The following is a 26,109-nucleotide window of genomic DNA, read 5'->3' on the forward strand; positions in this document are numbered from 1 at the left end:
GCGGGGACTCCGCACCTGGTGAAGTCGGTCACCGTACGCGGTCAGACGGTGTTCTCGCGGTGTGAGACCGCCCACCGGAGGGCTTTTTCCGGGGTGGTGAAGACGCGGAAACCGGTCAGCGCGCCTTCGAGTTCCGCCGACGGCGGGGCGCCGAGGACGCCGATCGCGTCGGGGTCTTCCTGCTCGGCGGTGCGCAGGATCTGCTCTTCGGTGGCCAGGGGTCCGGCGTGGACGACCTCGACGCCTTCGTCGCGCAGGAGCCGGCCCAGCGCGGTGGCGGCGGGATCGGGACGGGCGAACTCGACGAGCAGCACCCGGAGGCGGTCACGCGCCACGGCGTCCGCCTGCGGGACGGGTGGCGGCCCGGCCCGGCCGCGACGCGGTCTCACGGCGGCGTCCGCCCGCGGGGTGCTTCACGGTGGCGGCCAGGCTCGGCCGCGATGGGGTCTCACGGCGGCGCCCACCGGTGGCGGGTGCGATCCGGTCACGCGCCACGGCGTCCGCCCGCGGCGGCCAGCGCGGCCGCGATCAGCAGGGCGACCGCGGCGGCGAGGGCGAGCCAGAACCCGGTCGAGGGGCTCGCGCCGCCGAGCGTCCCGCCGACGAGCGGGAGCTCCGCGGCGTGCAGGCCGGTGAGGACGGCGGCGCCGGTCAGCAGGGCGGCCGCGGGCTTCGGCCGGGACCGCAGCGCGAGCGCGGCCGCGCCGACGACCGCCACGGCGGCGGTCAGCAGCCCCCACGACGGGGTGTCGAAGTCCGACCACAGCCCGGCGGCGACGTAGCCGGGCACGGTGAAGACGGGCAGCCCGAACCCGGCGACGGCCAGCACGGCCCCGGCGACGACGGGCGTCAGCACGTTCTTGTCCGGCTCGGCGGCGTTCCCGGCGTCTTCGCGTTCGACGACCCCGGTCCCGGCGGCGGCGAGCGCGGTCAGCGCCGCGAGCACGAGCGCGGCGAACGTCCAGGCGGCGCCGGCGCCGAGGTCGTAGGTGAAGGCGGGGGCGGCGGTGCCCCCGAAGCCGCCGAGGTTGCCGGCCTGGGTGGCGGTCAGCGCGGTGTTGAGGACGGCCGTGCCGGCGAGGACGATGCCGGCCCAGAGGAGCCCGAGCAGCGGCCGCGCGCCGGGAGCGGTCTTGGGGACGAGGACGCCGAGCGCGGCCACGGCCAGCACGACGGCGGCGACGAGCAGGAACCAGCGAGCCGGGCTTTCGGCGGCGGCGCTGACCGGCGCGGTGGCCCCGGGGTTCAGCGCGGTGACCGCGACCTGCGGCGCGAAGCTCCCGATCACCGCGGCGACCGCCGTGGCGAGGCCGAGCAGGCCGGTGACGAGCCGCCACCAGAAGAGGCCGGGGATCTTGAGGTCGGCTTCATCCTGCGCGGGCCGTTCGGTGAGCCGGGTGAAGGCGAGCGCGCCTATGACAGCCGTCATAAGGAGGACGAGGACAGGCCCCCAGGTGACGCCGAGGTCGTCGCGCAGGAGCCCGGCGAGCACGGGCGGCACGGCGACGCCGAACGCACCGGCGGCCAGCCCGAGCAGCGCCCCGCGCGCGGTCCGTTCGGCGGGCGCGGCGAGCGCGAGCGCGGCGGCCAGCGGAAGGGCGGCGGCGAGCAGCAGGTACCCGGCGAGGGCGGGCCACGGTCCTTCGAAGGACGCGCGCGCGAGGAGGAAGCCGTTCGTGGCGGACACGGGAGCGGTCAGCACCCCGACCGACGCGGCGACGGCGAGCAACGGCGCGAGCAGCCGCCACCGCCGCCGTTCGGGCTCCTCCCCGGTCCGGCTCGCCCGCCAGGCCGCGACCCCGGCGGCCGCGGTGAGCAGGTGCCCGGCGATCAGCAGCCAGAACCCGGCACCGACGGCCGACCCACCGACGAACCGATCGGCGAGGTAGAGCTCCGGCCGGACGGCGAGCGGCCCGTTGACGGCGAACTGGAGGTCGAGCACCAGCCGCCCGGGCGCGAGCGCGGCTAGCCCCAGCACGATCCCGCCGGCCAGCGCGGGCCGTTTCCCGGCGGCCACGATCGCGGCGACGACGGGAGCCAGCGCGAGCACGGCCAGCCAGGGCCAGCTGGTGAACCCCGGACCGGCGTCCGGGGAGACGTGGGCAAGGGCACCGGCGGCGAGAGCGACGGCACCGGCCGCGGCGAGGCCGAGGGCGACGGTCTGGGGGCGGTCGGCTTCGGCCCAGGCCTGCTCGCCGGCCGGAGGGGCCTGGCGAGCCGGGGAGCCGGGGGCGCTTCGGCCTGGGGGTTCTGAGCGTGGGGGCATTGCGGGCGACGCTAGCAAGGTTGGGCCGGGTGGGAGGTGTCGGCGGGGCGCGAGTCGGCGAACGGGCCGGGAGGGGTGACGGGAGTTTCGGGGAGCGGGCACGGGCGCGACGGCGCGGAGGGGCACTGGGAGGCCGATGAGGGGACGGTTACCCGGTGCGGTGCCGGGGCTCGAGCGGTCCCCGACGAGGTCAGTCGAGATCGACCGGCGGTGCGGCAGCCCACCGGGAAGCCGATGTGGCCGGACGGATCAGCGACACCGCCAGCGGGATGGCCGGCAAGCCCCACCGGAGCACTGATGGGCAGACGAGCCGGAGCGACGGGTCGAGCCACCGGAGAGACCGCCGGGATCTCGGGCGCAGATGCCTCTCGTGCGACCAAAGACGTGACGTTGCGGGCCCCGTTCGCGACCGAAGACCGGCGCACAAGGGGGCAAATCGGACGCACAACCGCGATCTTGGCGACTCAGTCGGCGAGCGGTTCTCCGGCGTCGACGAACGGTCGAGTTCGGGCGCTGCGAGATGGGGCTCCGTCAGCGAAGGGAGCGTCCACAACCGACTCAAGGGAGTCGAAGATGCTTAAACATCCCCTGGCAAACGCTTATTCCGGCCTCCGGACCCCTCCACAGCGTTGGCGGTCCTGAACCGGCCGCAAGAGCTGTAAGGCAAGTCACAACCAATGCAGTAAACCCCTTCTAACTTTGGGTAATTCCCACAGGTGAGCGTCACCCGCTCGCCACTCGATTGGCCGACCGCCAGGGCAGATCTTGCCGACAGCGGTACCCCTTCGTTACTGTCCCGGGGTCCCCATTACAGTCAGGTCACGAAGTAGGACGCCGAGCGAACCGCCCCCGAGGTTGGCTCACCGGGTTCCCCCGCCCGCAGTCCTCGACCCGGCTCCCCGACGATGGAAGGCCCTGTCTTGGCTTCACACCGCTCCCCCGGCGGCCAAGCTCCTTCCCCGGCATTGAAGGACGCACTGGAAGGTGCGGTCGTTCGTGTCCGGGGTGCGCACCGCATCGCCCCGCCCTCCTCGGCCCTTCGTGGCCGGGTCGTAGTTGCCGCTGTCGCGGCCGGAGCGTTCGCTGCCGCAGCGGCAGGACAGACCCTCAAGACCGTCACGGACTCCGACGCCGCCGTCACGCCGCTGGCCAACAGCCAGGACGCCAGCGCTTCGCTGACCGCGGGAGGTGCGGGCTCCGGGGGCGCCCCCGAGCTCCTGCCGACCGGCCACGCCGTCGACGCTTCCGCCGAGGCCGCGAAGATCGCGGACTCCGCCTCCGTCACGCAGGCCCGTGAGCAGCGTGAAGCCGACGCCGCCCGGAAGGCCGCCGAAGAAGCCGCTCGCCCCAAGACCTGCCTCCCGGCCCACGGGACCTTCACCTCGGGCTTCGGTGCCCGGTGGGGCACGAGCCACCTCGGCATCGACATCGCCAACTCGATCGGCACCCCGATCTACGCCGCCTCCGACGGCACCGTGATCGAGGCTGGCCCGGCCAGCGGCTTCGGCCTCTGGGTGCGCGTCCAGCTCGACGACGGCACGATCCAGGTCTACGGCCACATGAACAGCTTCTCCGTCAAGGAGGGGCAGAAGGTCAAGTGCGGCCAGCAGATCGCCGAGATCGGCAACCGCGGTCAGAGCACCGGTCCGCACCTGCACTTCGAGGTGTGGCAGAACGGCACGAAGAAGATCGACCCCCGGCCCTGGCTGGCCGCGCGCGGCATCGTCCTCTGAGCCACCTGCTCCCTCCGCACCACTCCGGCCCGGCAGCACGGCTGCCGGGCACACGGGAAGACCGGTCGTAGAGCCGAGATTCGCCGTCGACGGCACGAGCCGCGCAGCGACGCCGGAACCCACCGGGACACCCAGAACCTCGACGAGGCCGAGAAAAACCCGCCACAGGCGCCTCAGCGCCCGAAACGCGCTAGCGCTGCCCGCCCGGCAGACGGCGGATGAAGTAGGCCACCGCGACCTGCCACACCGTGCACAGCTCCGCCGGCCGCCGCACGGGCAGCCAGCCCCAGGGCGCGGCTCGCCCGGCGCCCCCCGCGGAGCGGACACGCGCGGCGCTGCGAGCTCTCGTCGTCCAGCGGCGTCCCCGGCCGCAGGTGACGCAGTGCCCGTCCGCGCCCAGCTCGTGCTGCCTGAGCAGCGCTCGCCAAGCGGCAGCCAGCCGGCACGCCTCCGCTCCCGCACGCGGGGCGGTTCCTGAGGCCCCCGAAGGCTCCCGACCCCGATCGGAAACCGTTGCCCGCAGGACTCCCCGCAGGTGGTTTTGTACCCCTTCGGCCAGCAGGTGAAACAGCACCGCGTCCACACCACACTACCCCCTCCGTCGAACATTTGTTCGATCACGGGGTCAGTTGTACCGGGTGGGTACGACGATTCCGGCGGCGATCGCGGGGATCGCCGCCGGATTCACTCGTCCGGGTTGCGCGGAAGCTAGAGCTTCACCATCGGGACGCTGCCGATCAGCATCAGGCGGACCTTGCCCGCGGCGCCGAAGTCGATCGTCGCCGTCGCGCGGGGGCCGACGCCGTCGCAGGAGATCACCGTGCCGAGGCCGTACTTGTCGTGGCTGACCCGGTCGCCGACGTCCAGCTTCAGCGCCACCGTGTCCTTCCAGCCCTTGCCGAACGACGGCGTGCCCGAAGACGACGGCGACGAAGTCCGCCTGCCGCCCCAGGTGGTCGCCGCGCGCGGGGTGCCGCGTGAGCCGCCGCCGAAGCCGAAGCCCGGGCTGGACGGTTCCAGGCGCCGCCAGTCGACGAGGTCCGGCGGCAGCTCGTCCAGGAACCGCGAAGCCGGGTTCATCGACGGCTGGCCCCACGCCGAACGCGTGATCGCGCGCGAGACGTACAGCCGCTTGCGCGCCCGCGTGATCGCGACGTACGCGAGCCGCCGTTCCTCGGCCAGCTCCGTCGGGTCGCCCAGCGCCCGCATGTGCGGGAAGACGCCGTCCTCCCAGCCGGTGCAGAACACCACGGGGTACTCCAGGCCCTTCGCGGTGTGCACGGTCATCAGCGTGACCACGCCCGCGCCGCCGTCGCCTTCCTCGCCACCGTCCGGCGAAGGCACCGAATCGGCGTCCGCCACCAGCGAAACGCGCTCCAGGAACGCGGGCAGCGACCCCGGGGCCGGCACGCCGGGCTCCACGACCAGCTCGGCGTTCTCGTCCGCGGCGACCTCGGCGGTGATCTCGGTGAACTCGCGCGCGACCGTCACGAGCTCGTCGAGGTTCTCCACGCGCGTGTGGTCCTGCGGGTCTTCGGATTCTTCGAGTTCGATGCGGTAGCCGGTCTTTTCCAGCACGGCTTCGAGAACGTCGTGCACCTCGGCGCCCTGTTCGACCAGCAGCCCCAGTTCGTCGAGCAGCGCGACGAACCCCTTGATCGCCTTGACCGAGCGCGGGTTCAGCAAGGGGATCTTGTCTTCCGTGGCGTCCCGCAGGGCCTGCGCGAAGGAGATCCGCTCGCGCTCGGCGTGCGTCGCCACGACGGCTTCGGCGCGGTCGCCGATGCCGCGCTTGGGCACGTTCAGCACGCGTCGCAGGCTGACCGTGTCCTCCGGGTTCGCCAGCACGCGCAGGTACGCGATCATGTCGCGGACTTCGCGCCGCTCGTAGAACCGCACGCCGCCGACGACCTTGTACGGCAGGCCGAGCCGGATGAAGATCTCTTCGAAGACGCGGGACTGGTTGTTGGTGCGGTAGAAGACGGCGACGTCGGAGTAGTCGGCTTCGCCCTTTTCGGCCAGCGAGTCGATTTCCCCGGCCACGAACGCGGCTTCGTCGTGGTCGTTGTCCGAGACGTAGCCGACGATCTTCTCGCCGTCGCCCGAATCCGTCCACAGCCGCTTCGCCCGGCGATTCGGGTTGCGCTCGATCACGGCGTTGGCCGCGGACAGGATCGTCTGCGTGGAGCGGTAGTTCTGCTCCAGCAGGATGGTGTGCGCGTTCGGGAAGTCCCGCTCGAACTCCTCGATGTTGCGGATCGTCGCGCCGCGGAAGGCGTAGATCGACTGGTCGGCGTCGCCGACCACGACCAGCTCGGCCGGCTCGACACCCGCTTCGTTCGGCGCCGTCCCGGCCAGCTCGCGGACCAGCGTGTACTGCGCGTGGTTCGTGTCCTGGTATTCGTCGACCAGCACGTGGCGGAACCGGCGCCGGTAGTACTCGGCGACGTCCGGGAACGCCTGCAGCAGCGAGACCGTGCGCATGATGAGGTCGTCGAAGTCGAAGGCGTTGGCCTGGTTGAGCCGCCGCTGGTACTCGGCGTAGACCTCGGCGACGCGGCGCTCGAGGTCGTTGCCCGCGTTCGCCGCCGCCGTCTCCGGGTCGGTGAGCTCGTTCTTCAGGTTCGAGATGTGCACGGCGAGCGTGCGCGCGGCGTACCGCTTCGGGTCGATGTCGAGGTCCCGCGCCACCAGGGTGATCAGCCGCTTGGTGTCGTCGGAGTCGTAGATGGAGAAGCTCGACGACATGTCGAGCGTTTTGGCTTCACGGCGCAGGATCCGCACGCACATCGAGTGGAACGTCGAGACCCACATGGCGTTCGCACGGCGCCCGACGAGCGCGGCGACGCGCTCGCGCATTTCGGCGGCCGCCTTGTTGGTGAACGTGATCGCCATGATTTCGCCCGGGTGCACGCGGCGTTGCCCGAGCAGGTAGGCGATCCGGCGGGTCAGCACCCGGGTCTTGCCCGATCCCGCGCCCGCCACCACCAGCAGCGGGCCACCGGCGTGGGTGACGGCTTCGCGCTGGGCGGGGTTGAGGTCGTCGAGCAGCTCGGCCTGCCCGCCGGCGGCGGGCTTGCGCGCAGGGGTCGCGGCGGGGAGATCGAAGAGGGTGTCCATCGTCCGTCCACGCTACCCCGGGTGGGTGGAAGGGCGGCAGAGCGTGCCGACGCGGGCCGTCCGGTGTCGGGGTCGCTCGGGCGCGCGAGCGGCGGTGGTCGGGAGCGGGGCCGGTGCGGCCGGTCCGGTGGTCCGCGATGTCATGAAAGGGTCGTTCATGTCGTCTGGCGAGGTGAACGACCCTTTCATGACATCCCTGTGGGGCCGGGTACCGCGCCGGGCGTAGCGGGGAATGTCGCCTGCCGCCCGACGCGCCGCCGCCTTCCCGCGCGGAGCATCGGTGGACATGAACGCACCGAACCCCGCCCGGCTCCGGGCCGCCGACGCCGATCGCGAGCGCGTCGCGAAGACCGTCCAGACCGCCGGCTCCGAAGGCCGGCTCACCCTCGAAGAGGTCGAAGAGCGCCTCGCCCGCGTCTACGCCGCGCGGTACACCGACGAACTGGCCGCCCTCACCACCGATCTGCCCCGGCCCGCGCCGCCGCGGCCGGGGTTCCCGCTCACCCGGGACGCGCTGCGGCGGCACCCGGCGCTGCGCTTCCACCTCGCCGTCGTGGTCGCGCTGTCGGTGCTCGCCATCGTGCGGTGGGCGGTGCTCGGCGCCGGCTTCTTCTGGCCCGCCTTCCCGATGTTCTGGCTCACCGTGAGCCTCGTGGTCCACGCGGGCGCGCGGTCGTTCCGGGAGCGCTCCGGTACCGCTGTGCCATACTGAAGGCGTGCGGCACCACGCAGAGCGATTTTTTTACGGGACCCGGACTCCGGCTCCCGTGATCGCGTAGTGCCACCACCGCCATCACCGCCAGCCCCGGAGTCCTCGGACCCGGGGCTGCTGCCGTCCCTGGGGCCGGGCGGGTCCGGGATTCGAGGAAGAGGTCCCCGATGAACGCACACGCGACGAACGCCGACGGCCAGCCCGCCGAGCACACCACCGCCGGTGAGGACATCTCGGCGCTCCGCGAGGAGATCGACTGGCTGGACAAGGAGATCCTCCGGCTGGTGAAACGCCGGGTGGAGGTGTCCAAGACGATCGGGGCCGCGCGGATGGCCGCCGGTGGCACGCGCATCGTCTACAACCGCGAGATGGACGTGCTCGCGCGCTACCGCGAACTCGGTCCGGACGGCCGCCAGCTCGCCATGGCGCTGCTCAACCTCGGCCGGGGCAGGCTCGGCCGGTAACGGTTGGCCGAATTCGGGGACTTCCCGGAGGCACCGGTGGCCCCGGCACGGGCAGACTGGGGTCATGGACTGGCTCGTGAACCTCATCGCCGTCATCGTCGCGCTCGCGAGCGTGCTGGCCGCGCTGGGCCATGTGGGGTATCTGGCGCTGCTGAACAGTGCGGCGGGCAAGCGCGGCGCGAGCGGCGCCCCGGTCGGGCAGTACGTCCGCAGCCGGTGGGCCATCGCCGGCGGGACCACCGCGGCTTCGTTGTTCGCCTGGTTGCTCACGGCCGGGGGAACGCCGCTCGACATCGTGGCGATCCTGATCGCGGGCGGTAGCGGTGTGGTGGCCACGAAGGCCCTGCAGTCCACCCGGGATCGGTACCGCACGGGAGGCTGAATTCCCTGAGCCGGCTTGATGGCGCTGCGTGAAACTCCATAGCGTCACCTTCGCCCGATCGGTCGCGCCCGACCGAGTGAAACCTCTGCAACTTGCAGGTTTGGGGGCGACTTTCGACACCGGATGCTTTTAGGGTTTACGTCGTGAGGACCCTTGCGTCTGGGTCGGGCGTTGCCCGCGGGACGCGCGGGGGCACCGGCCCCGCGCGTCCGCTGTCGCGTGCGCGTGCATCTGCGCAGGATTCCGAACGAGATTCCGCGCGTGAGGGTGCTCCTTTCGGGTCGTTCGGCCGCCGGACGGCGTCAGGACTCCTCCGCCGGGTGGTCGAGCCGACATGAGCAACGGCACGGAGTTCCACGGACGCGGCGCCGCTCCCGCGCACCCCGGACGGCACCGGCCCGGCGGCGCGGACGACTGGACGCCGCCGCTGCCGCCGCACCGCCCGGTGCGGCACCGCGCGACGCCGGTCGACCCGCCGGTGTCCGGCTCGCTCCCGCTCCCCCAGCAAGGGGCACCGGGTCCCGGCGCACGGCCCTTTCGGCGGCAAGGCGGCCCCGGCCCCCTCCCGCAACCGGGCGGCGGCTCGGTCTCGGGCTCGCTCCCGCTGCCCCAGCCGCGCGACGGGCGGCCGCTGTTCCCGGCCGCGCACGGCAGCCTCCCCCTCGACGCCGTCCAGGTCGGCTACGACGACTTCGAACCGGAACCCGCCGAGTCCCGCGCCGACCAGGCCGCGCGCCGCACCCGCGTCTCGCTGGCCGCGCCGAAGCCGCGCGCGGTCGACCTGGACGAAGACGACGTCCGCATCTACAGCGCGCCCCCGATCGACGGGCTGGGCGGCTTCACCATCGGCTCGGTGCCCGCGTCGGTGACGCCGCCGAAGACGTGGCGGAAGGCCGCCTGGTTCGCCACCGGCGCGTCCGGCGCCGTGGTCGTCGGGCTGCTGTGCGCCGGGTCCTTCCTGGTCGGGAAGCCGCCGGTGGACCAGGCCGTCCAAGGCTCGTGGCCCGGTTACCAGGGCGTGCCGACGGTCATCGACCCGACCGGCGAGCACCAGCCGGCTTCGGAAGGCGGTTCCGCGTCCGGCCCGGAGAGCTCGTCCCGGCCGGGGAACGACGACGCCGGCGCACGGAAGACCAGCGCCAACGGCGGCGCCGGGCCGGGCGACAGCTCGGCCTCCACCCCGGACAGCAGCACGTCCGACTCCTCGGGGACGACGTCCGGCACGACCACCACGCCGGCCCGCGCGCCGCAGAAACCGCCGGTCACGCCCGCGCAGCGGGAGACCCCGGTGAAACCGCCGTGGTGGTACTCCTTCCCGCCGGACGCCCAGACCATGGGCGACAACTCGGAGAAGTTCTTCAACACGGTCACCACCGACCCCGCCTCGGCGTCGTCGGTGACCACCGGCGAGCTGCACGACCAGGGGCCGCAGGCGCTCGCGGAGCGGTACGCCGGCATCGCCTACTTCGAGGTCAAGAAGGTCAGCATCGACCAGCAACGCGGCGTCACGGTGAACACCGTCGAGGTCACCCACACGGACGGGACCAAGACGATCGAGCAACGCACGCTGACGTTCGGCGACGGCGACAAGATCGCGGCTGACGGCCAGTAACCGCACCTGCACGTGCGGTTCGCCCGTTCCGATGCACGTGCGGTGCGCCGAGCGGTTATGCCTGGTCCGGGTGGGTGACATAAGCTGCCGCTCGTCGTATCGCGACGGCATTCCGGCGACAGAGCCTGGTGGTCGCCGTCCGCACAGGGTTACCTGACGACAGCGGATCCGGAACCGGCCACGAGTCGGCCACCCGGACCAACGGAAGCCCCGCCGAACGGCGGAGTGACCGTCCCCGGAACCCCAGAGCGAGGACTTTCGTGCTTGATCGGCAGCGCACACGGCGGGAGACACCCCACGCCGTTCGCGTCGAGGACGTCATCCCGGCCGAGATTCTCGACGGCGTCGGTGACGCCGACCGCGACTATCTCGAGCAGGTCTTCCGCGACCCGCAGAAGTTCCTGCCGCCGCGGCCGGAGCCGGTGCGCGAACCGGAGAAGGTCGAAGACGCCGGCGAGCCCGAAAGCCGCTTCGCCCGCCGCGCCAAGCTGACCGGTCTCGTCGCCGCGGGCGCGCTCGTCGCCGGCGCGGTCATCGCCGCGCCGATGCTGACCAGCTCGCACCGCGCGGTGTCCGCCGGCGGGCAGTCCACCCCGGCCGGCTTCAGCGGGGCCGCGGAGCTCGGCGGCCTCGCCGTCCCGCAGCACCAGGCCGGCGGCGGCACCCCGGCGCGTCCCGGGCAGTCGACGCAGGGCTCGCCGGCCGACGGCAGCTCGCCGACCGCCCAGACCACCGAGGGCTCGCGGCAGGAGACGGCGCCGGACACCGCCGAGCCGGTTCCGGACAAGGCGGCCGACGAGCGCAGCGCGAGCCGGAAGATCCAGGCGGTCAAGGACTTCTACGCGGCCATCGCGCGGGACTCCTCGGGCGCGCTCGCGCTGCTGAGCCCCGACCTGGCGGGCGGCGCGGCCGGTGAACTCGTCCGCACCTGGAGCTCGATGGACGCCATCGACGTGCAGGAAGCCGACACGCAGATCAAGCCGGACGGCTCGATCCTCGCGGTCGCGACCCTGCACCGGCCGGACGGCGCGCTGGTGCGCGTCACCCAGCTGTTCCGGGTCGCCGACACCGGCGGGCTGATCACCGAAGCCGAGCTCGTCTCGGCCCAGTACATGTAGCCCTCGGCGATCATCCCTTCACCCCTGGTTCAAGTGCCCGTGCCGGATTCGTGTGCGCAGAGTGAGCGCCTAGCCTTGTCACGGGCCGGTCTCGGAAAAGCCGGCACAGAGCCCACGACATGTGCATACGCTCCAGCGACGCGGTGTGTTCGTGGCCGCGTCACCAGGCACCTATCCTCACGCCCTGGTGAAGTCGGAGCCCAAAGGGAGGTCGCGTGAGCGACGAGGGTCGTCTGGTCGCCGATCGGTACCGCATCGTCGGCCGGATCGGCACGGGCGCGATGGGGGCCGTCTGGCAGGCGCACGACGAGGTCCTGGGCCGCACCGTGGCGATCAAGCAGCTCCTGCTCCAGCCGCACCTGGACGAGCACGACAAGGAAGACGCCCGGCAGCGCACCATGCGCGAGGGCCGGATCGCGGCGCGGCTGCACCACCCGAACGCGATTTCCGTCTTCGACGTCGTCACCGACGACAACGGCCAGCCCTGCCTGATCATGGAGTACCTCAACTCCACCAGCCTGGCCGCCGTGCTGCAGGAACGCCGCACGCTGCCGCCGACCGAGGTGGCGCGCATCGGCGCCCAGGTCGCCGCGGCGCTGCGCGAGGCGCACGCGGTCGGCATCGTCCACCGCGACATCAAGCCGGGCAACATCCTGCTCGCCGGCAACGGCACCGTGAAGATCACCGACTTCGGCATCTCCCGCGCCAAGGACGACGTCACCGTCACCAAGACCGGGATGATCGCCGGCACGCCCGCCTACCTGGCCCCCGAGGTCGCCATCGGCGGCGACCCCGGCCCGGAGTCCGACGTCTTCTCCCTCGGCTCCACGCTCTACGCCGCGTGCGAGGGCCAGCCGCCGTTCGGGCTGTCGGAAAACACGCTGAGCCTGCTGCACGCGGTCGCGGCCGGGCAGATCAACCCGCCGCGCCAGTCCGGGCCGCTGGCCAGCGTGCTGGCCGTGCTGCTGCACCCGGACGTCGAGCACCGGCCGACCGCCGAGGAGTGCGAGGAGCTGCTCGCGGCCGTCGCCCGCGGCGAGACGCCGCTCGGCGGCCCGGCGGAGGAGACGATGCTGGCGCCGTCCGCCGGCGTCCTCGGCGCGGCCGCCGTCGCCGACCCGAACGCGACCCAGATGTTCGACGAGGTCCCCGCGGGCCACTCGGGCAGCCTGCTCGACGGGCAGGCGCCGACCCAGGCCGTCCCGTACTACGACGAGGACGACTACCCGGAGGGCACCGGCTACCCGGAGGACGACTACGACGGGTACGACCACTACCCCGAGGACAACCACCACGGCGGCGTCCCGCCCGGGCTGGCCGCGACCCGAGCGGTGCCGGTGCCGCCGCACGGCCAGGACCCGTACGCGGACGACCCGTACGACGACTACGACGACGAGCCGGCCCCGCCGCCCCCGCCGCGGCCCCGCCCGCAGCAGCGGCCCGAGGACGACGACGAGAAGCCCGGCGCGTGGAAGCGCCCGGCGATCATCGGCGGCGTCGTGGTCGTGGGCCTGGTCGCCCTCGTCGTCTGGCTGCTGAGCCCGAACAACCCGGAGGCGCCGGCCGCGCCGGTGTCGAGCAGCAAGCCGGCACCCGTCGCGACGTCGGAGTCGCTGCCGTCGACGACGGAGGTGCCGACCAGCACGGTCGAGCTGCCGTCGAGCACGGAGGAACCGACGACGTCGTCGAAGCGGACGAGCACGCGGGCCACCGAGCCGGAGCGGACCACGACTCCGAAGACGACGACGCCCACGAAACCGACGGAGCCCTCCACGACTCCGACTACCCCCGAGTCGTCGGTCACGCCGACGAGCCCGACCGGCAACTCCTGACAGCCCGGGATCCGACTTGAGTTCTGAAGGCACCATCGTCGGCGGCCGGTTCCGGCTGGACCAGCCGATCGGCCGTGGCCGCGCGGGCATCGTGTGGCTGGCGTTCGACACGCGGCTGTTCCGCACCGTCGCGATGAAGCGGATGTACCTGCCGGTCGGCGGCGGTGACCGCGCCGAGCAGGCGCGCGCGGCCGCCATGCAGGAGGGCAAGGACGCGGCCCGGATCGAGCACCCGTGCGCGATCAAGGTGTTCGACGTGCTGCCGGAGGGCCAGGACGTCTGGCTCGTGATGGAGTACATCCCCTCTCGCAGCATGGCGACGTTCCTCGCCGAGCACGGCAGGCTCACCGCGGACCAGGCCGCGGCGCTGGGCATCCAGCTCGGGAACGCGCTGACCGCGATCCACGCCGCCGGGTTCGTCCACCGCACGCTCGAACCCGGCACGGTGCTGCTGGCCGACGACGGCGGCGTGAAGCTCACCGACATCGGCATCAGCGGCGGCGGGCCGCACGCGGCGTACGTGGCGCCCGAAGTCGCGCGGGGGCTGCCGCCGACGCCGGCCGCGGACGTCTTCTCCCTCGGCGCGACGCTGTACACCGCGGTCGAGGGCGTGCCGCCGTTCGGCGACGACGGCCAGTCGTCCGAGCGCCCGCCGCAGAACGCGGGCGTGCTCACCGAGGCGCTGCGCAAGATGCTGCGCTCGGACCCGACCACGCGCCCGACGATGGCGGACACCGTCCGCTCGCTGAAGGCGATCACCGAGGGCCGCGAGACGGCGTTCATCCCGCCGACCGCGCCCGGGCTGCCGCCGCCCCCGCAGCCGCCGTTCAACCCGGGGCTGGCGCCCGCCGCGCCGCCGATGCCGCCGTCGGGTCCGCAGTTCCAGCAGCAGATCCCGCTCCCCCCGCCCGGCTACGCCGCGGCGGACGCGACCCAGCGGATGCAGCCCGTGCCGCCGCAAGCGACGCAGTACGCGCCGCCGCCCGCGCCCGCGGCCCGGCCTGCCGAGGCGTGGAACCTGCCGGTGTCGAAGAAGACGCTGATCACCGTGGCCGCGATCCTCGCGGCGGTGCTGGTCGGCATTCTCGTTTCGGAGCTGTTCTTCGTCTAGGCCACCTTGGCGGTCGCCGCGCGCATGGCTTCGAGCAGCGTGCGGACGGCCGGGTGGCCCCACGCGCGGGACGCGACCGCGGCGTGGATCGTGCGGACCGGCTCCGGGTTGCGGATCTTGCGGACGACCACGCCGGGGTGCTGCGCGCCGAGCCCGAGCTCCGGGACGAGGCCGACGCCGATGCCGGCGGCGACGAACCCCTGCGCCGTCTGGTAGTCCTCGGACTCGACGACGACGTTCGGCGCGAACCCGGCAGACGCGCAGGCGCTGTCGAGGATGTCGCGGCAGATGCCGGGCAGGCCGTCGACGCCGACCCACGGCTCTTCGGCGAAGTCCGTCAGGTCGAGCACGCGCTTGCGGGCCAGCGGGTGGGCCTTCGGCAGCACGGCCCGGTACGGGTCGTCGAGCAGGTGCACCAGCTCGACGCCCTTGCCGGGCGGGGTCTTGCGCGGGAACACGGTGATCGCGACGTCGGCGTTGCCCGCTTCGACGTCCGTCATCGGGTCGTCGGGTTCGACGAGCTTGAGGTCGAGGTGGACGCCGGGGTGCTCGCGGCGGACCGCGGCGATCGCGGGCGGCACCAGCGACGCGCCCGCCGTGGCGAAGTAGCGGATCGAGACGCGGCCGGTGCGGCCTTCCTTGAGTTCGGCCAGCGCCGCCTCGGCCTTGGCGAGCTCGGTGCTCAGCGTCTCGGCGTGCTCGGACAGCAGCGCGCCCGCCGGGGTCGGCCGGACGCCGCGCCCGACGCGTTCGAGGAGCTCGGTGCCTGCTTCGCGTTCCAGCGCCGACAGCTGCTGGCTGATCGCGGACGGCGTGTAGCCCAGGTTGCGGGCCGCGGCGGTGATCGACCCGCTGGTGATCACGGCGCGGAGTACCTGCATGCGGCGGACGTCGAGCATGGCCCGATCGTACAGCTGGGCTTAAGTGTTCCTGCAGTTATTTTCGCTTGTCCTTACGTCTGGCGCGGGCGAAGCTGACGCTGGATCGGCTGAGGAGGACTGGGGTGGGCGAGACGAAGACCCTGCTGAGGATCGGCGCGCTGGCGTTGATGTGGGGCTCGAGTTTCTTCTGGATCAAGCTGGGACTGGGGATGTTCTCGCCGGTCCAGCTGGTGCTGGCGCGGCTCGTGCTGGGCGCGGCCATGCTGCTGGTGCTGTGCCGGCTGCAGCGGGCGAAGCTGCCGCGCGACCGCCGGATGTGGGGACACCTGGCGGTGGCGGCGTTCTTCCACAACGCGCTGCCGTTCCTGCTGTTCGCCATCGGCGAGACGACGGTCGATTCGGGGATCACCGGCGTGCTGAACTCGACGACGCCGCTGTGGGTGCTGCTGGCGGCGCCGCTGATGGGGACGTCGTCGCGGATGACCGGCGCGCGGTTCGCCGGCCTGCTGATCGGGCTCGGCGGGATCCTGCTTATCTTCGCGCCGTGGCAGGCGTCGGGCCTGCTGAGCTGGGGCGCGCTGGCGTGCCTCGCGGCGGCGGCCAGCTACGGCTTCGCGTTCGTCTACGAAGGCAAGTACCTGTCGGACACGTCGTTGTCGCCGTACGCGACTTCGGCGGGCCAGATGCTGCTGGCCAGCGGGATGCTGGTGCTGGCACTGCCGGTCGGCGGGCTCACGCCGGTGCACGTGTCCCCCGGGCCGCTGCTCGCGGTCCTGGTGCTGGGGATCGGCTCGACGGGCTTCGCGTTCGCGCTCAACTACCAGCTGCTGGCGAGCGAAGGCGCGGTGGCGGCTTCGGTGGTGGGCTACCTGCTGCCGGTGGTTTCGGTGCTGCTGGGCGCGCTGTTCCTGGGTGAGCAGCTGCACCTGCGGGTGATCGCGGGCATGGTCGTGGTGCTCGGCGGCGTCGCGTTGACGCGGCTGCCGAACCGGGCGCCGGCTCCCGAACCGGTGATGGAACGGGTCTAGACGAGGCGGCGGTCGGAAGCCCAGCGCGAGAGCTCGTAGCGGTTCGACAGCTGGGTCTTCCGCAGCACGCTCGACACGTGCGTCTCGACCGTCTTCACCGAGATGAACAGCTCCGACGCGATTTCCTTGTACGCGTAGCCGCGGGCCAGCAGCCGCAGGACGTCGCGCTCGCGGGGCGTCAGCAGGTCGAGCTCGGGGTCGTTGATCGGGGCCGAGCCGGGGCGGTCGGCGAACGCGTCCAGGACGAAGCCGGCCAGCCGCGGCGAGAACACCGCATCGCCGTCCGAGACGCGGACCACCGCGCGGACCAGTTCCTTCGACGAGATCGTCTTCGTCACGTAGCCGCGGGCGCCGGCGCGGATGACCGCGATGACGTCCTCGGCGGCGTCCGAAACCGACAGCGCCAGGAAGACGACGTCCGGCAGCTCCGGGCGGACACGGCGCAGCACCTCGGCGCCACCGCCGTCGGGCATGTGCACGTCGAGCAGCACGACCTGCGGTTTCGTCCGCGCGATGCCGGCGACGGCTTCGGCTACCGAACCGGCCTCGCCGACGACGCGGACCTCGTCGGTGATCGAGTCGAGCTCGGTGCGCACCCCCGCGCGGAACAGGGCGTGGTCGTCGACGAGGAACACCTTGACCGGTTCACGCTTGCTGTCCGTCACGTCGTCGAGCATAGCCGCCTCACGCCGCTCCCTTGCCCGCTTTCACCGGCATGGCGAGCTGCACCTCGGTGCCCTCGCCCGGCGCGGTCCGGACCTTGCAGGTGCCGCCGTGCCGGGTCATCCGGCCGCGGATCGAGTCGGCGAGGCCGTGGCGGTCGTCCGGGACGAGGTCGGGGTCGAAGCCCTTGCCGCGGTCGCGGACGAACACCGTCACCGACGTCGGCTCGACCTCGGCGTAGACGCTGACCTCGTCGACCCCGGCGTGCTTCGCGGCGTTGACGATGGCTTCGCGGGCGGCCTGGACGAGCGCGACCAGCGACTCGTCGAGTTCGGCGTCGCCGACGACGACCTGGCCGACCGAGATCGCGAAGGTGTCCTCGACCTCGCCGCACGCCGTCGCGAGCGCTTCGGACAGCTGGCCGGCGGCTTCTTCTTCGCTCTCGGCAGGCTTGCCGTAGCCGTTGGGGCCGTAGAGCCAGCCGCGCAGCTCGCGTTCCTGGCTGCGGGCCAGCCGCGCGACCTCGCGGGGCTGTTCGCTCTGCTTCTGGATGAGCGCGAGGGTCTGGAGCACGGAGTCGTGCAGGTGGGCGGCGATCTCGGCGCGTTCGTCGGTGCGGATGCGGGCCTTGCGCTCGTCGGAGAGGTCGCGGACCAGCCGCAGCCAGAACGGGACGGTCAGCACGGCGACGCCGATCAGCGTGGCCAGTACCGCGATCAGCGCGAACTGGACCTGGTCGAGGGTGCCGCTGCGCAGCACGACGACGGTGATGCCGGTGATCACCAGCGCGACACCGGCGACGATCCGGATGGCGGCCGACCAGCCGCCCCCGCCGAGGAAGGCGCCCGCGAAGCCGTCCTTCGCCCCGACGCGCCAACGGCGGCGTTGCGACTCGTCGGCCTCCCGCCAGACGACCGCGAGACCGATCATGGCGACGGCGAGCGGCACGGCGACCCAGCCGCTGATGAACCCGGTGAGCGTCCCGCTGGCGACGGCGAGGCCGACGCCCAGCGCGATCAGGCCGAACGCCTGCTGCCGTTCCTTCGGCGTCGGCGTGTCGGTGGCTTCCTGGGCCTGCTGCTGCACGAACACCCAGAGCAGCCCGTAGGCGAGCAACCCGGCCCCGTTGAGCGCGGCGAGCAGCGCGAAGGCCGTCCGCACCCACAGGACCGGCACCCCGAGGTGATCGGCGAGCCCGCCGGCGACCCCGGCGATCGCCCGGCCGGAGCGCCGCCGGAACATCTTGGGCTTTTCCGGGACGACGACCGCCTGGTCGGTGGCTACGAGGTCGAGGGAGTCCTGCACGCCGTCCATGGTCACACGCGGGGGCCGGGGGTTCCATCGGGGAAACCCCTGATCCACGCCTCAGCAGAGCAGGTCGAGCACGCGCAGGCCGAGCACGCACTCGGAACTCGAGGACGGGGCCGGCGACGGCGGCGGGCTGTCCGGTGCCGGCGAGGGCCGCTCCACCGGGGACGGCCGCGGTGCGGCCGGTCGCGGTGCGGCCGGCCTCGACGTCCGCGAGGGTTCGCTCGACCGGTGCTCGACGTCCCGGCCGCGCAGGCGAGTGGTCTCCGGCGCGGCTTCCGACGTCGCGGGAGCGGGCGGTGGCGTGGCCGGCGGAACCGGCGAAGGCGCGGATGACGTGGGACGCGGTGGCGCGACCGCTTGCGGTGCCGGGCCGTTCGCCTCGGCCGATCCGGTCGGGCCGCGCGGCCAGGCCAGCGCGGTACCGGCGGCCAGGAGCGTGGCGACGGCCGCCGCCCCGGCGATCGCGCGTCGGGGCGCGGCCGCGAACACCGCGGCGACCCGCGGCCGCACCAGCCGGGCCGCGGCGCGCAGGAGCTGGACCAGGATGAACAGCACGCCGGCGACGGGCAACAGCAGCAGCAGGGCCTGCACGCAGGCGGCGGCCACCCCGAGGACCGAGGTGCCGGCGCCGCCGTCGAAGAGCCGGCCGATCGCGTCGTAGTCCGCCCGGATCAGGCCGGGCAGCTGGGCGGCGACGTACGCCAGCTGCACCACCATGGCGGGGACGATGGTCAGCACCCACACCGTCACGACGAGCTGCGGCCACCGCTTGAGCTCCCGCAGGCGCGGGTCGGGCGGGCGGCGCAGGACGTAGCGGGCCAGGATCGGCCCGATGTACTTGAACAGGTCCGGGATGCCCAGCAGGTCGGCGACGATGTAGTAGCCGTCGAACCGCAGCGTCGGCAGCAGCTGCTGGACGATCTCGAGGTTGACGGAAAGGATCGCCACGAGCAGCGGCTCGTAGCCGGTGAACACGTAGGCGGCGAAGAGGCCGAACACGAAGATGCCATTGAAGTACACGCCGCCGAGGTCGGTGCGCAGCCGGCCGGCCCGGTCGAGCCGGTAGGTGCGGGTGATGTCGGTGAAGAACGCGGGCCAGACGACGTAGATGCCGCACCCCATGGTCCCGGGCGGCACCCCGCCGTAGCGGCACGCGCTCGCGTGGCCGAACTCGTGGAACGCGGTGGAGGCGACCGCGAGCGCGACCACGGCGAGGATGCCCGACGGCGAGACGAGGGTCGAGGAGACGGCCGCCGCGACCGGCAGGTCGACCCAGACGATCAGTTCGCTCGCGGCGACGGCCAGCAGCACGGCGATCAGCACGGCCGGCCGGAACAGGATCGAAAACGCGCCGCCGAGGGCCCAGGTGGCCCGTTCGGACAGCACCGAGACCCGGAACCGCAGGGAGAGGAACGGGGCCGGCTTGGCCACTTCCGGCGCCGAGCCGTCGCTGTAGGTCGTCACGCCGAGCGGGGCCAGCTTGCGGTCGAGCAGGTAGCCGACCTGCTCGACCGTGAGGCCGGCACCGGCGTCCCGGCCCACGTGCCGCGCGACCGCCGCCAGGTGGTCCCGGCCGGCCGCGGCGGACCCCGCCTCGGCGTCGAAGGCCTTGACGACCGAGTACAGCAGGTCCGGCAGGCGGACCAGCTGCGCGTCGGCGCGGGACACCAGCTGCGGCGGTGCGCGGTAGCCGGAACCCTGGAACTCGCCGACCAGCTCGGTCCCCTCGAGCAGGCCGACCGGCCCGTGCCGGCCGACGACGTCCGTGCTCGGAAAATCTCCGGTCATCGCGTGGTGACCACGGCCGGCACGCACGTCGTCGTGGTCGACGGCGGCTGCCCGAGCCCGGTCGCGCCGACGATGCCCTGGGTACCGGCGTTGTGGGTGGTCTGGCAGGCGTAGTACACAGTGGACCCGTCGGGGCCGGTCGCGACGTACTGCGCGGGCGCCGCGGACCCGCTGCCGCCAACGAGCCCCAGCACCGCCCGTTCGGGCAGCACCTCGCCGGCCAGCGCGGCCAGCTCCGTGAAACCGATTTCAGCTTCCACGACAAGACTTCTTCCTGTTCGGGGCCTGCGCGGCCGGGGCGGTAGCCATCCGCGTGGTCAGCGGATGGCTACCGGGTCCCCGATCAGTAGCTGGAGACCGCACCCGGCGTGCACGTCACGGACTCACTCGGGTTGTTGGAGCCCAGGCCCACCGAACCGAGCAGGCCCGGGGTGCCCTCCGAGTGGGTGGACTGGCAGGCCGAAATCGCGGTGGCACCGTGGTTGCCGCCGGTCACGACGGTGGTGTTGCCGCCCGACTCACCGGCGTTGTTGAACGGGGTCGAGACGACACCCAGCACGGCCCGCTCCGGCAGCACTTCACCGGTCAGCGCGTCCAGCGCGTCGAACGAAAGGTCGTTCATCGTCCTCTTCCTTTCTCATTCCGGAATTCAGATCAGCGCACCAGCAGCACGCAATTCATTTTGTAACATCGCGTCCGGCGCAGCCGCAACCGCCCGCCGCGGAATTTGTACTCACGCTGAAGCAATCACATTTTTCTCGATCGAATTTCATTTTTCGTGAACTCACTGTGCCGCGGCACGGCCGGTACCAGGAGCTCGCCGACCGCGCAGTCGAGCACCCGGCACAGCACGTCCAGCTCGGCCAGCTTCACGCTGGCGGGGTCGCCGGACCACAGCTTCGACATCTTTCCCGCGGAGATTTCCATCCCTTCGGCGGCCAGCAGCTCGCGCAGTTCACCGGCCTTCCAGATGCCGCGCTTGGCCGCGACCAGCCGCAGGTTCCACTTCATTCCCTGCTCTTTCCTTCCCCTCGCACACCGGTACGCCACGGGTTCGCGGACACGAATGCCGGGCGGGGCCCGCCGGCCGGTCAGTCGGGGGAAAACACCGGTCTCGCGGGCCGGTGCCGACGGGTGGCGTCGCGGGCCGGGTCCCAGCGGTGCGCTCGCGCCGGATCGGGCGGTGCCGGGGTCCGGCTCAGGACCGCGCCGGGGAAGCCGCCGGTTTCGGGCAGGGCGCCGCCCTGTCCGTGCCACGCGGGGGCCGGGCAGGGTGGGGACCACCGGTGCGGAGCGGTTCGCGGCGGTGCGGTCGTGCCGCAGGCTCGGCGCGGGCCGGACTTCGCCGCTGCGGTGGTGTCACAGGCCGGGACGGGGCGGGGCTTCGCCGCCGCGGTGGTGTCACAGGCCGGAACGGGGCGGGGCTTCGCCGCCGCGGTGGTGTCACAGGCCGGAACGGGGCGGAGCTTCGCCGCCGTGACGCTGCCGCAGGCCGGGACGGCGGGTCTCCTGGTTGCCGCGACGCCGCAGCAGGCCCGGGCCGCGTGGGTCTTCGCTGCCACGACGCCACCCCGGGCCCGGACCAGGTCGATCTTCGCCGCCGCGACGTCGCCACAGGCACCGGCCAGGTCGGTCCTCGTCGCGGCGCTGCTGGGGGCCCGGACCGGGTGCCCGGCCGCGGGACCGGCGTCGCGGCGGGGAGTGGCTCTGTCCCGGGCACCGCCGCCGTCGGGCACGCGAGAGGGCCGTGGCGGGATGTCGCCGACAGTGTCGACCAGCGGCTGTGCGGTGTCCCGGACCACCGGCGCGACGGACCGCACCGTGTCCTCGACGACGCCCACCACCTTCCGCGGCGACGGAGCCGCGGCCCCGGCACCGCCGCACCTGGCGTCCACGGCCGCGGAGGTGAGGAACCCGACGACCCGGTCGCACGGCGAACCGGCCTCGGCACGGTCCAGTGCCGCGCTCAGCAGGAACGCCAGGAGCAGCAGCCCGCCGACGACGAGCAGCCGTGCGGTCCAGCGACCGGCAGCCGCCGCGGTGGGCGCGGGGCGCCCGGTCGTCACAGTCAAAGCCGGATCGTCCGTTCGGTCTCGCCTTCTCGTCCGTTCGCCGGGTTGCCGACGTCCGGGCGGGGTATTCGGCGGCGAAAGGCACTTCACCTGAAGGAACCAGGCCGGCCAACCCCGGGTAGCTCTCTCCGGGAAACCTCAGGGACCATCCCGGATGTCCCGCCGCCGCCCGTGCCGCATGCTTCTCGGTATGAGTGGTGCGAGCGAAAGCCGGTCGACGAAGCCGGGGGTGTTGAACGGCTTCGAGGAGACCGCCAAGGACTTCTGGGCCAGCCGGCCGCGGCGGCCGCAGGCGGGGCGGAAGGTGGCCGGGGTGGCCGCCGGGTTCGGGTACCGGTACGGGGTCGATCCCGTCGTGGTGCGGATCGCACTGGTGGTCGCGACGATCTTCGGGGGCTTCGGCCTGACCTTCTACCTGCTGGCGTGGCTGTTCCTGCCGGGCGAGAACGACGAGGTCTCCGGCTTCGAGGGCCTCATCGGGCGCGGCCGGTCCTCGGTGTCGCCCGCCTTCGCCGTCGTGCTGGCCGTGCTCACGGTCGTCAGCGCCGGGGGGATGTTCAGCTCCACCTGGTTCGACGGTGGCGGCCTGATCGGCTTCGCACTCATCTCCACCGCTCTCTACCTGCTGCACCGCAGCCGCGGGCACCTGAACCGGCCGGCGCCGGTCGTGGCGCGGACGCGGACCGAGGCCTTCACCGGGAACGGAGCCTTCACCATGACCGACACCGCCGAGGCGCCGTCGCCGGCGAAGGGGTGGGACCCCCTCGCCGCCGACCCGGCCGGCTGGGACCTGCCCGAGGCGCCGCCCGAGCCGCCGCGGCCGACACCGCCGCCGCCGTACCGGGCACCCGAGCGGCGGCCGCACTCCAAGGTCGGCTCGGTGACCTTCGCGCTCGCGGTGCTGACCGCCGGCGCCGGGGTGCTGCTGAACCTCAACGGCGCGGACTGGTTCTCGGCGCAGCACATCATCGGGCTGGTGCTCGGCGTGACCGGCATCGGTCTCGTCGCCGGCGCCTTCGCCCGCGGCGGGCGCGGCCTGATCGGGCTCGCGGTGCCGCTGGCGATCGTCGGGATGATCCTGACCACGGCGCCGTTCGAGAACCTCGACTTCCGCGGCGGCGTCGGCGACATCAAGCAGACGCCGGCCACGATCGCCGACGTGCAGCCGCTCTACCAGCACGCGGCCGGGGACATCGACCTCGACCTGAGCAAGCTGCCGGTCGGCGACCCGTACTCGACGACGATCTCCAACGGCGCGGGCGACACCAAGGTCATCGTGCCGGCGAACGCGGACGTCACCTACGAGTGCCACACCGGCGCGGGCTCGGCGGACTGCTTCGACCGCTCGACCGACGGCATCAGCCAGGCGGCGCTGAAGGGCACGGACAACGGCCCCGACGGCGTCGGCGGCCAGAAGATCACCCTGAAGGTGGACAACAGCGTGGGCAGCGTGGAGGTGCGACGTGGCTGAGCAGAACCCCTACGCCTACGACGACCCGGCGGACACCCAGCCCGCCAAGCGCGGCGGCTTCGACGTCTTCACGCTGATCGTCGGGATCGCGACCCTGCTGGTGTCGGCCTACGTCCTCTCGGACGGCGCCAGCTGGCTGCCCTCGTTCGACTTCCGCTGGGTGATCGCCGGCGGCGCGGTGTTCGTGGGACTGCTGCTGCTCGGCGCGTCGTTCGGCGGCAAACGCCGCCGCTAGCACCGAAAACCCTCGAGGCCCCGGATCCCACGCCGGGGCCTCGAGCCTTGTCCAGGAGTGGACTCACTCCCACTCGATGGTGCCCGGCGGCTTGGACGTCACGTCCAGCACCACCCGGTTGACCTCCGCCACCTCGTTGGTGATGCGCGTGGAGATCCGCTCCAGGACGTCGTACGGCAGGCGCGTCCAGTCCGCGGTCATCGCGTCCTCGGACGACACCGGACGCAGCACCACCGGGTGCCCGTAGGTCCGGCCGTCACCCTGGACACCGACGCTGCGGACGTCCGCGAGCAGCACCACCGGGCACTGCCAGATGCTGCGGTCCAGCCCGGCCGCCGTCAGCTCCTCGCGCGCGATCAGGTCGGCCGCGCGCAGGGTATCGAGGCGTTCCTGGTCGACCGCGCCGATGATCCGGATGCCCAGGCCCGGGCCGGGGAACGGCTGGCGCTGCACGATCGTCTCGGGCAGGCCCAGTTCCAGGCCGACGCGCCGGACCTCGTCCTTGAACAGCAGCCGCAGTGGCTCGACCAGCTCGAACTCGAGGTCGTCCGGCAGGCCGCCGACGTTGTGGTGGCTCTTGATGTTGGCCGTGCCCTCGCCGCCGCCGGACTCGACGACGTCCGGGTAGAGCGTGCCCTGGACCAGGAACTTGTAGTCGCCCTGGGCCTTGAGGTCGCGCTCGGCCTGCTCGAAGACGCGGATGAACTCGCGGCCGATGATCTTGCGCTTCTGCTCCGGGTCGGTGACGCCGGCGAGCGCGTCGAGGAAGCGCTCACGCGCGTCCACGGTCACGAGGTTGACGCCGGTGGCGGCGACGAAGTCGCGCTCGACCTGGGTGCGCTCCCCCGCGCGCAGCAGGCCGTGGTCGACGAACACGCAGGTCAGCCGGTCGCCGATGGCGCGCTGGACCAGCGCGGCCGCGACCGCGGAGTCGACGCCGCCGGACAGGCCGCAGATCGCGCGGCCGTCGCCGATCTGGTCGCTGATCCGCTGGATCTGCTCCTCGACGATCGATGACGTCGTCCACTGCGGCTTGATGCCGGCGATGTCGTGCAGGAACCGGCGCAGCACCTCCTGGCCGTGCGGCGAGTGCGCGACCTCCGGGTGGTACTGGACGCCGGCGAAGCGCCGCTCGACGTCCTCGAAGCCGGCGACCTCGGCGCCGTCGGAGGACGCGGTGACGACCGAGCCTTCCGGCGCCTTGGTGACGCTGTCGTTGTGGCTCATCCACGCGGGCTGGTGCGCGGGCAGGCCGGCGTGCAGGACGCCGCCGTCGCCGGTCACGCGGACCTCGGTGCGGCCAAACTCGCGGACGCCGGTCGGCTCGACGACGCCGCCGAGCGCGCTGGCGAGCAGCTGGTGGCCGTAGCAGATGCCGAAGATCGGGACGCCCGCTTCGGTGAGCTTCGGGTCCATGCCCGGGGCGCCTTCGGCGTACACGCTCGACGGGCCGCCGGAGAGGATGATGGCCGCGGGGTTCTTCGCGAGGATCTCTTCGGTGGACGCGCTGTGCGGCACGACCTCCGAGTAGATCTGGGCCTCGCGGACGCGCCGGGCGATCAGCTGCGCGTACTGCGCCCCGAAGTCCACGACGAGAACCGGACCGGTCGGGTTGGGCACCTGAGGACCTCCTGGCGAGAAGCGGGAATCGCGTCCATCGTCCCAGGTGGGCTGGGTCACCCGGGATTCAGGGCCGCCCCTGTCCGCGATCCGGCCTACGGTCCGCGTATGGCTGTGAACTGGACCGAGGAGCTGACCGACCAGCTCGACTTCCACTGGAACACCCACACGCGCCCGAAGCTCGAAGGGCTCACCGACGACGAGTACTTCTGGGAGCCGGTCGCGGGTTGCTGGACCGTGCGGCCGCGGAAGTCCGACGACGAGCCCGGCACGGGCCCGTTCACCATCGACTTCGCCTTCCCCGAGCCGGTTCCGCCGCCGGTCACGACGATCGCGTGGCGGCTCGGCCACATCCTGGTCGGCGTCCTGGGCATGCGGGCGGCGTCGCACTTCGGCGGCCCGGCGATGACCTACGACGACTACCCGTACCCGGGGACGGCCGCGGAGGCGCTGGCGCTGCTGGACGAGTACTACGCCCGGTGGGTTTCCGGCGTCCGGTCACTCGACGAGGAGGCGCTGGCGCGGCCGTGCGGACCCGCCGAAGGCCCGTACGCGGAGTACCCGATGGCGACGCTGGTGCTCCACATCCACCGCGAGATGATCCACCACTGCGCCGAGGTCCTCCTGCTGCGCGACCTGTACCGCAACCGGTGAGCTGTAACGGGGAGTCACCGTCGGCCCGATTGACCG

Annotated in this window: 24 protein-coding genes; 12 read left to right on the top strand and 12 right to left on the bottom strand. The window is 72.7% G+C overall.

Annotated elements, in window-relative coordinates:
* Positions 1–41: 41 nt before the first annotated feature.
* Together EIY87_RS10125 and EIY87_RS10130 are read right to left on the bottom strand one after the other, a co-directional pair.
* A complete protein-coding gene (locus EIY87_RS10125; protein ID WP_225439802.1) occupies positions 42–389 on the bottom strand; it encodes a hypothetical protein in 348 nt (115 codons plus the stop codon).
* A gap of 95 nt (positions 390–484) precedes the next feature.
* Positions 485–2,266: a hypothetical protein gene (locus tag EIY87_RS10130; protein WP_125307396.1), complete on the bottom strand. Its 1,782-nt coding sequence runs from the start codon at positions 2,264–2,266 to the stop codon at positions 485–487.
* A gap of 920 nt (positions 2,267–3,186) precedes the next feature.
* On the opposite strand from EIY87_RS10130, the gene EIY87_RS10135 reads away from it, so the two are divergent.
* Positions 3,187–3,999, top strand: coding sequence for a M23 family metallopeptidase (locus tag EIY87_RS10135; RefSeq protein WP_225439803.1), 813 nt, complete (start codon positions 3,187–3,189; stop codon positions 3,997–3,999).
* Positions 4,000–4,707: 708 nt separating this feature from the next.
* On the opposite strand, the gene pcrA is transcribed toward EIY87_RS10135, so the two are convergent.
* Positions 4,708–7,119: a DNA helicase PcrA gene (gene pcrA / locus EIY87_RS10140; RefSeq protein ID WP_125307397.1), complete on the bottom strand. Its 2,412-nt coding sequence runs from the start codon at positions 7,117–7,119 to the stop codon at positions 4,708–4,710.
* A 286-nt stretch (positions 7,120–7,405) separates the two neighbouring features.
* On the opposite strand from pcrA, the gene EIY87_RS10145 reads away from it, so the two are divergent.
* The 7 genes from EIY87_RS10145 to EIY87_RS10175 all read left to right on the top strand — a co-directional run bounded on the left by EIY87_RS10145 (position 7,406) and on the right by EIY87_RS10175 (position 14,350).
* On the top strand, positions 7,406–7,831 hold the full coding sequence (locus EIY87_RS10145) for a DUF1707 SHOCT-like domain-containing protein (RefSeq protein ID WP_125307398.1): 426 nt from the start codon (positions 7,406–7,408) through the stop codon (positions 7,829–7,831).
* A gap of 167 nt (positions 7,832–7,998) precedes the next feature.
* Complete coding sequence (locus EIY87_RS10150; protein WP_125307399.1) at positions 7,999–8,295, top strand: chorismate mutase; 297 nt, start codon at positions 7,999–8,001, stop codon at positions 8,293–8,295.
* Positions 8,296–8,359: 64 nt separating this feature from the next.
* A complete protein-coding gene (locus tag EIY87_RS10155) occupies positions 8,360–8,677 on the top strand; it encodes a hypothetical protein (protein WP_125307400.1) in 318 nt (105 codons plus the stop codon).
* Positions 8,678–9,011: 334 nt separating this feature from the next.
* A complete protein-coding gene (locus tag EIY87_RS10160; protein WP_125307401.1) occupies positions 9,012–10,289 on the top strand; it encodes a hypothetical protein in 1,278 nt (425 codons plus the stop codon).
* 260 nt (positions 10,290–10,549) lie between these two features.
* Complete coding sequence (locus EIY87_RS10165; protein WP_125307402.1) at positions 10,550–11,407, top strand: hypothetical protein; 858 nt, start codon at positions 10,550–10,552, stop codon at positions 11,405–11,407.
* 215 nt (positions 11,408–11,622) lie between these two features.
* Entirely contained in the window at positions 11,623–13,239 is a 1,617-nt protein-coding gene (locus tag EIY87_RS10170) for a serine/threonine-protein kinase (protein ID WP_125307403.1), read from the top strand.
* Between the two features lie 16 nt (positions 13,240–13,255).
* Positions 13,256–14,350: a serine/threonine-protein kinase gene (locus EIY87_RS10175; protein ID WP_125307404.1), complete on the top strand. Its 1,095-nt coding sequence runs from the start codon at positions 13,256–13,258 to the stop codon at positions 14,348–14,350.
* Here EIY87_RS10175 and EIY87_RS10180 read toward each other — a convergent pair.
* The gene (locus tag EIY87_RS10180; protein WP_125307405.1) at positions 14,347–15,249 is read right to left on the bottom strand and encodes a LysR family transcriptional regulator; all 903 of its coding nucleotides are present in this window, start codon (positions 15,247–15,249) and stop codon (positions 14,347–14,349) included. The two genes, EIY87_RS10175 and EIY87_RS10180, sit on opposite strands and share 4 nt — an antisense overlap.
* A gap of 104 nt (positions 15,250–15,353) precedes the next feature.
* Here EIY87_RS10180 and EIY87_RS10185 point away from each other — a divergent pair, with 104 nt between their 5' ends.
* On the top strand, positions 15,354–16,259 hold the full coding sequence (locus tag EIY87_RS10185; protein ID WP_125307406.1) for a DMT family transporter: 906 nt from the start codon (positions 15,354–15,356) through the stop codon (positions 16,257–16,259).
* Here the strand turns inward: EIY87_RS10185 and EIY87_RS10190 are convergent.
* The 7 genes from EIY87_RS10190 to EIY87_RS10220 all read right to left on the bottom strand — a co-directional run bounded on the left by EIY87_RS10190 (position 16,256) and on the right by EIY87_RS10220 (position 22,093).
* Entirely contained in the window at positions 16,256–16,936 is a 681-nt protein-coding gene (locus EIY87_RS10190; protein ID WP_125307407.1) for a response regulator, read from the bottom strand. The genes EIY87_RS10185 and EIY87_RS10190 overlap by 4 nt on opposite strands.
* A gap of 7 nt (positions 16,937–16,943) precedes the next feature.
* Positions 16,944–18,236: an ATP-binding protein gene (locus EIY87_RS10195; RefSeq protein WP_225439804.1), complete on the bottom strand. Its 1,293-nt coding sequence runs from the start codon at positions 18,234–18,236 to the stop codon at positions 16,944–16,946.
* 51 nt (positions 18,237–18,287) lie between these two features.
* On the bottom strand, positions 18,288–20,021 hold the full coding sequence (locus EIY87_RS10200) for a zinc metalloprotease (RefSeq protein ID WP_125307409.1): 1,734 nt from the start codon (positions 20,019–20,021) through the stop codon (positions 18,288–18,290).
* Positions 20,018–20,281: a hypothetical protein gene (locus EIY87_RS10205; RefSeq protein WP_125307410.1), complete on the bottom strand. Its 264-nt coding sequence runs from the start codon at positions 20,279–20,281 to the stop codon at positions 20,018–20,020. Before EIY87_RS10205 ends, EIY87_RS10200 begins: the two co-directional genes overlap by 4 nt.
* A gap of 83 nt (positions 20,282–20,364) precedes the next feature.
* On the bottom strand, positions 20,365–20,643 hold the full coding sequence (locus EIY87_RS10210; protein WP_125307411.1) for a hypothetical protein: 279 nt from the start codon (positions 20,641–20,643) through the stop codon (positions 20,365–20,367).
* Positions 20,644–20,768: 125 nt separating this feature from the next.
* Positions 20,769–21,032 carry a helix-turn-helix domain-containing protein gene (locus EIY87_RS10215; protein ID WP_125307412.1) on the bottom strand — a complete coding sequence of 88 codons (264 nt, stop codon included), beginning with the start codon at positions 21,030–21,032 and terminating at the stop codon, positions 20,769–20,771.
* An 80-nt stretch (positions 21,033–21,112) separates the two neighbouring features.
* Complete coding sequence (locus EIY87_RS10220; RefSeq protein ID WP_125307413.1) at positions 21,113–22,093, bottom strand: hypothetical protein; 981 nt, start codon at positions 22,091–22,093, stop codon at positions 21,113–21,115.
* A 190-nt stretch (positions 22,094–22,283) separates the two neighbouring features.
* Between EIY87_RS10220 and EIY87_RS10225 the strand changes: the two genes are divergently transcribed.
* Both EIY87_RS10225 and EIY87_RS10230 read left to right on the top strand, forming a co-directional pair.
* Positions 22,284–23,564, top strand: coding sequence for a PspC domain-containing protein (locus EIY87_RS10225; protein ID WP_125307414.1), 1,281 nt, complete (start codon positions 22,284–22,286; stop codon positions 23,562–23,564).
* Positions 23,557–23,799 carry a hypothetical protein gene (locus EIY87_RS10230; protein WP_125307415.1) on the top strand — a complete coding sequence of 81 codons (243 nt, stop codon included), beginning with the start codon at positions 23,557–23,559 and terminating at the stop codon, positions 23,797–23,799. The genes EIY87_RS10225 and EIY87_RS10230 overlap by 8 nt, the downstream gene beginning before the upstream one ends.
* Before the next feature lie 63 nt (positions 23,800–23,862).
* On the opposite strand, the gene guaA is transcribed toward EIY87_RS10230, so the two are convergent.
* Entirely contained in the window at positions 23,863–25,419 is a 1,557-nt protein-coding gene (guaA, locus tag EIY87_RS10235) for a glutamine-hydrolyzing GMP synthase (RefSeq protein ID WP_125307416.1), read from the bottom strand.
* A gap of 108 nt (positions 25,420–25,527) precedes the next feature.
* Between guaA and EIY87_RS10240 the strand changes: the two genes are divergently transcribed.
* On the top strand, positions 25,528–26,073 hold the full coding sequence (locus EIY87_RS10240) for a DinB family protein (protein WP_125307417.1): 546 nt from the start codon (positions 25,528–25,530) through the stop codon (positions 26,071–26,073).
* Positions 26,074–26,109: the final 36 nt, after the last annotated feature.

Source organism: Amycolatopsis eburnea (assembly GCF_003937945.1).
Taxonomy (GTDB): Bacteria; Actinomycetota; Actinomycetes; order Mycobacteriales; family Pseudonocardiaceae; genus Amycolatopsis; species Amycolatopsis eburnea.

Bases quoted from the DNA above. Each gene is read 5' to 3' on its own strand.
- EIY87_RS10180 (WP_125307405.1), bottom strand. From the start codon at position 15,249: ATGCTCGACGTCCGCCGCATGCAGGTACTCCGCGCCGTGATCACCAGC.
- EIY87_RS10130 (WP_125307396.1), bottom strand. From the start codon at position 2,266: ATGCCCCCACGCTCAGAACCCCCAGGCCGAAGCGCCCCCGGCTCCCCG.
- EIY87_RS10225 (WP_125307414.1), top strand. From the start codon at position 22,284: ATGAGTGGTGCGAGCGAAAGCCGGTCGACGAAGCCGGGGGTGTTGAAC.
- EIY87_RS10195 (WP_225439804.1), bottom strand. From the start codon at position 18,236: ATGGACGGCGTGCAGGACTCCCTCGACCTCGTAGCCACCGACCAGGCG.
- EIY87_RS10160 (WP_125307401.1), top strand. From the start codon at position 9,012: ATGAGCAACGGCACGGAGTTCCACGGACGCGGCGCCGCTCCCGCGCAC.
- EIY87_RS10150 (WP_125307399.1), top strand. From the start codon at position 7,999: ATGAACGCACACGCGACGAACGCCGACGGCCAGCCCGCCGAGCACACC.
- EIY87_RS10145 (WP_125307398.1), top strand. From the start codon at position 7,406: ATGAACGCACCGAACCCCGCCCGGCTCCGGGCCGCCGACGCCGATCGC.
- EIY87_RS10215 (WP_125307412.1), bottom strand. From the start codon at position 21,032: ATGAAGTGGAACCTGCGGCTGGTCGCGGCCAAGCGCGGCATCTGGAAG.
- pcrA (WP_125307397.1), bottom strand. From the start codon at position 7,119: ATGGACACCCTCTTCGATCTCCCCGCCGCGACCCCTGCGCGCAAGCCC.
- EIY87_RS10190 (WP_125307407.1), bottom strand. From the start codon at position 16,936: ATGCTCGACGACGTGACGGACAGCAAGCGTGAACCGGTCAAGGTGTTC.
- EIY87_RS10210 (WP_125307411.1), bottom strand. From the start codon at position 20,643: ATGAACGACCTTTCGTTCGACGCGCTGGACGCGCTGACCGGTGAAGTG.
- EIY87_RS10200 (WP_125307409.1), bottom strand. From the start codon at position 20,021: ATGACCGGAGATTTTCCGAGCACGGACGTCGTCGGCCGGCACGGGCCG.
- EIY87_RS10155 (WP_125307400.1), top strand. From the start codon at position 8,360: ATGGACTGGCTCGTGAACCTCATCGCCGTCATCGTCGCGCTCGCGAGC.
- EIY87_RS10240 (WP_125307417.1), top strand. From the start codon at position 25,528: ATGGCTGTGAACTGGACCGAGGAGCTGACCGACCAGCTCGACTTCCAC.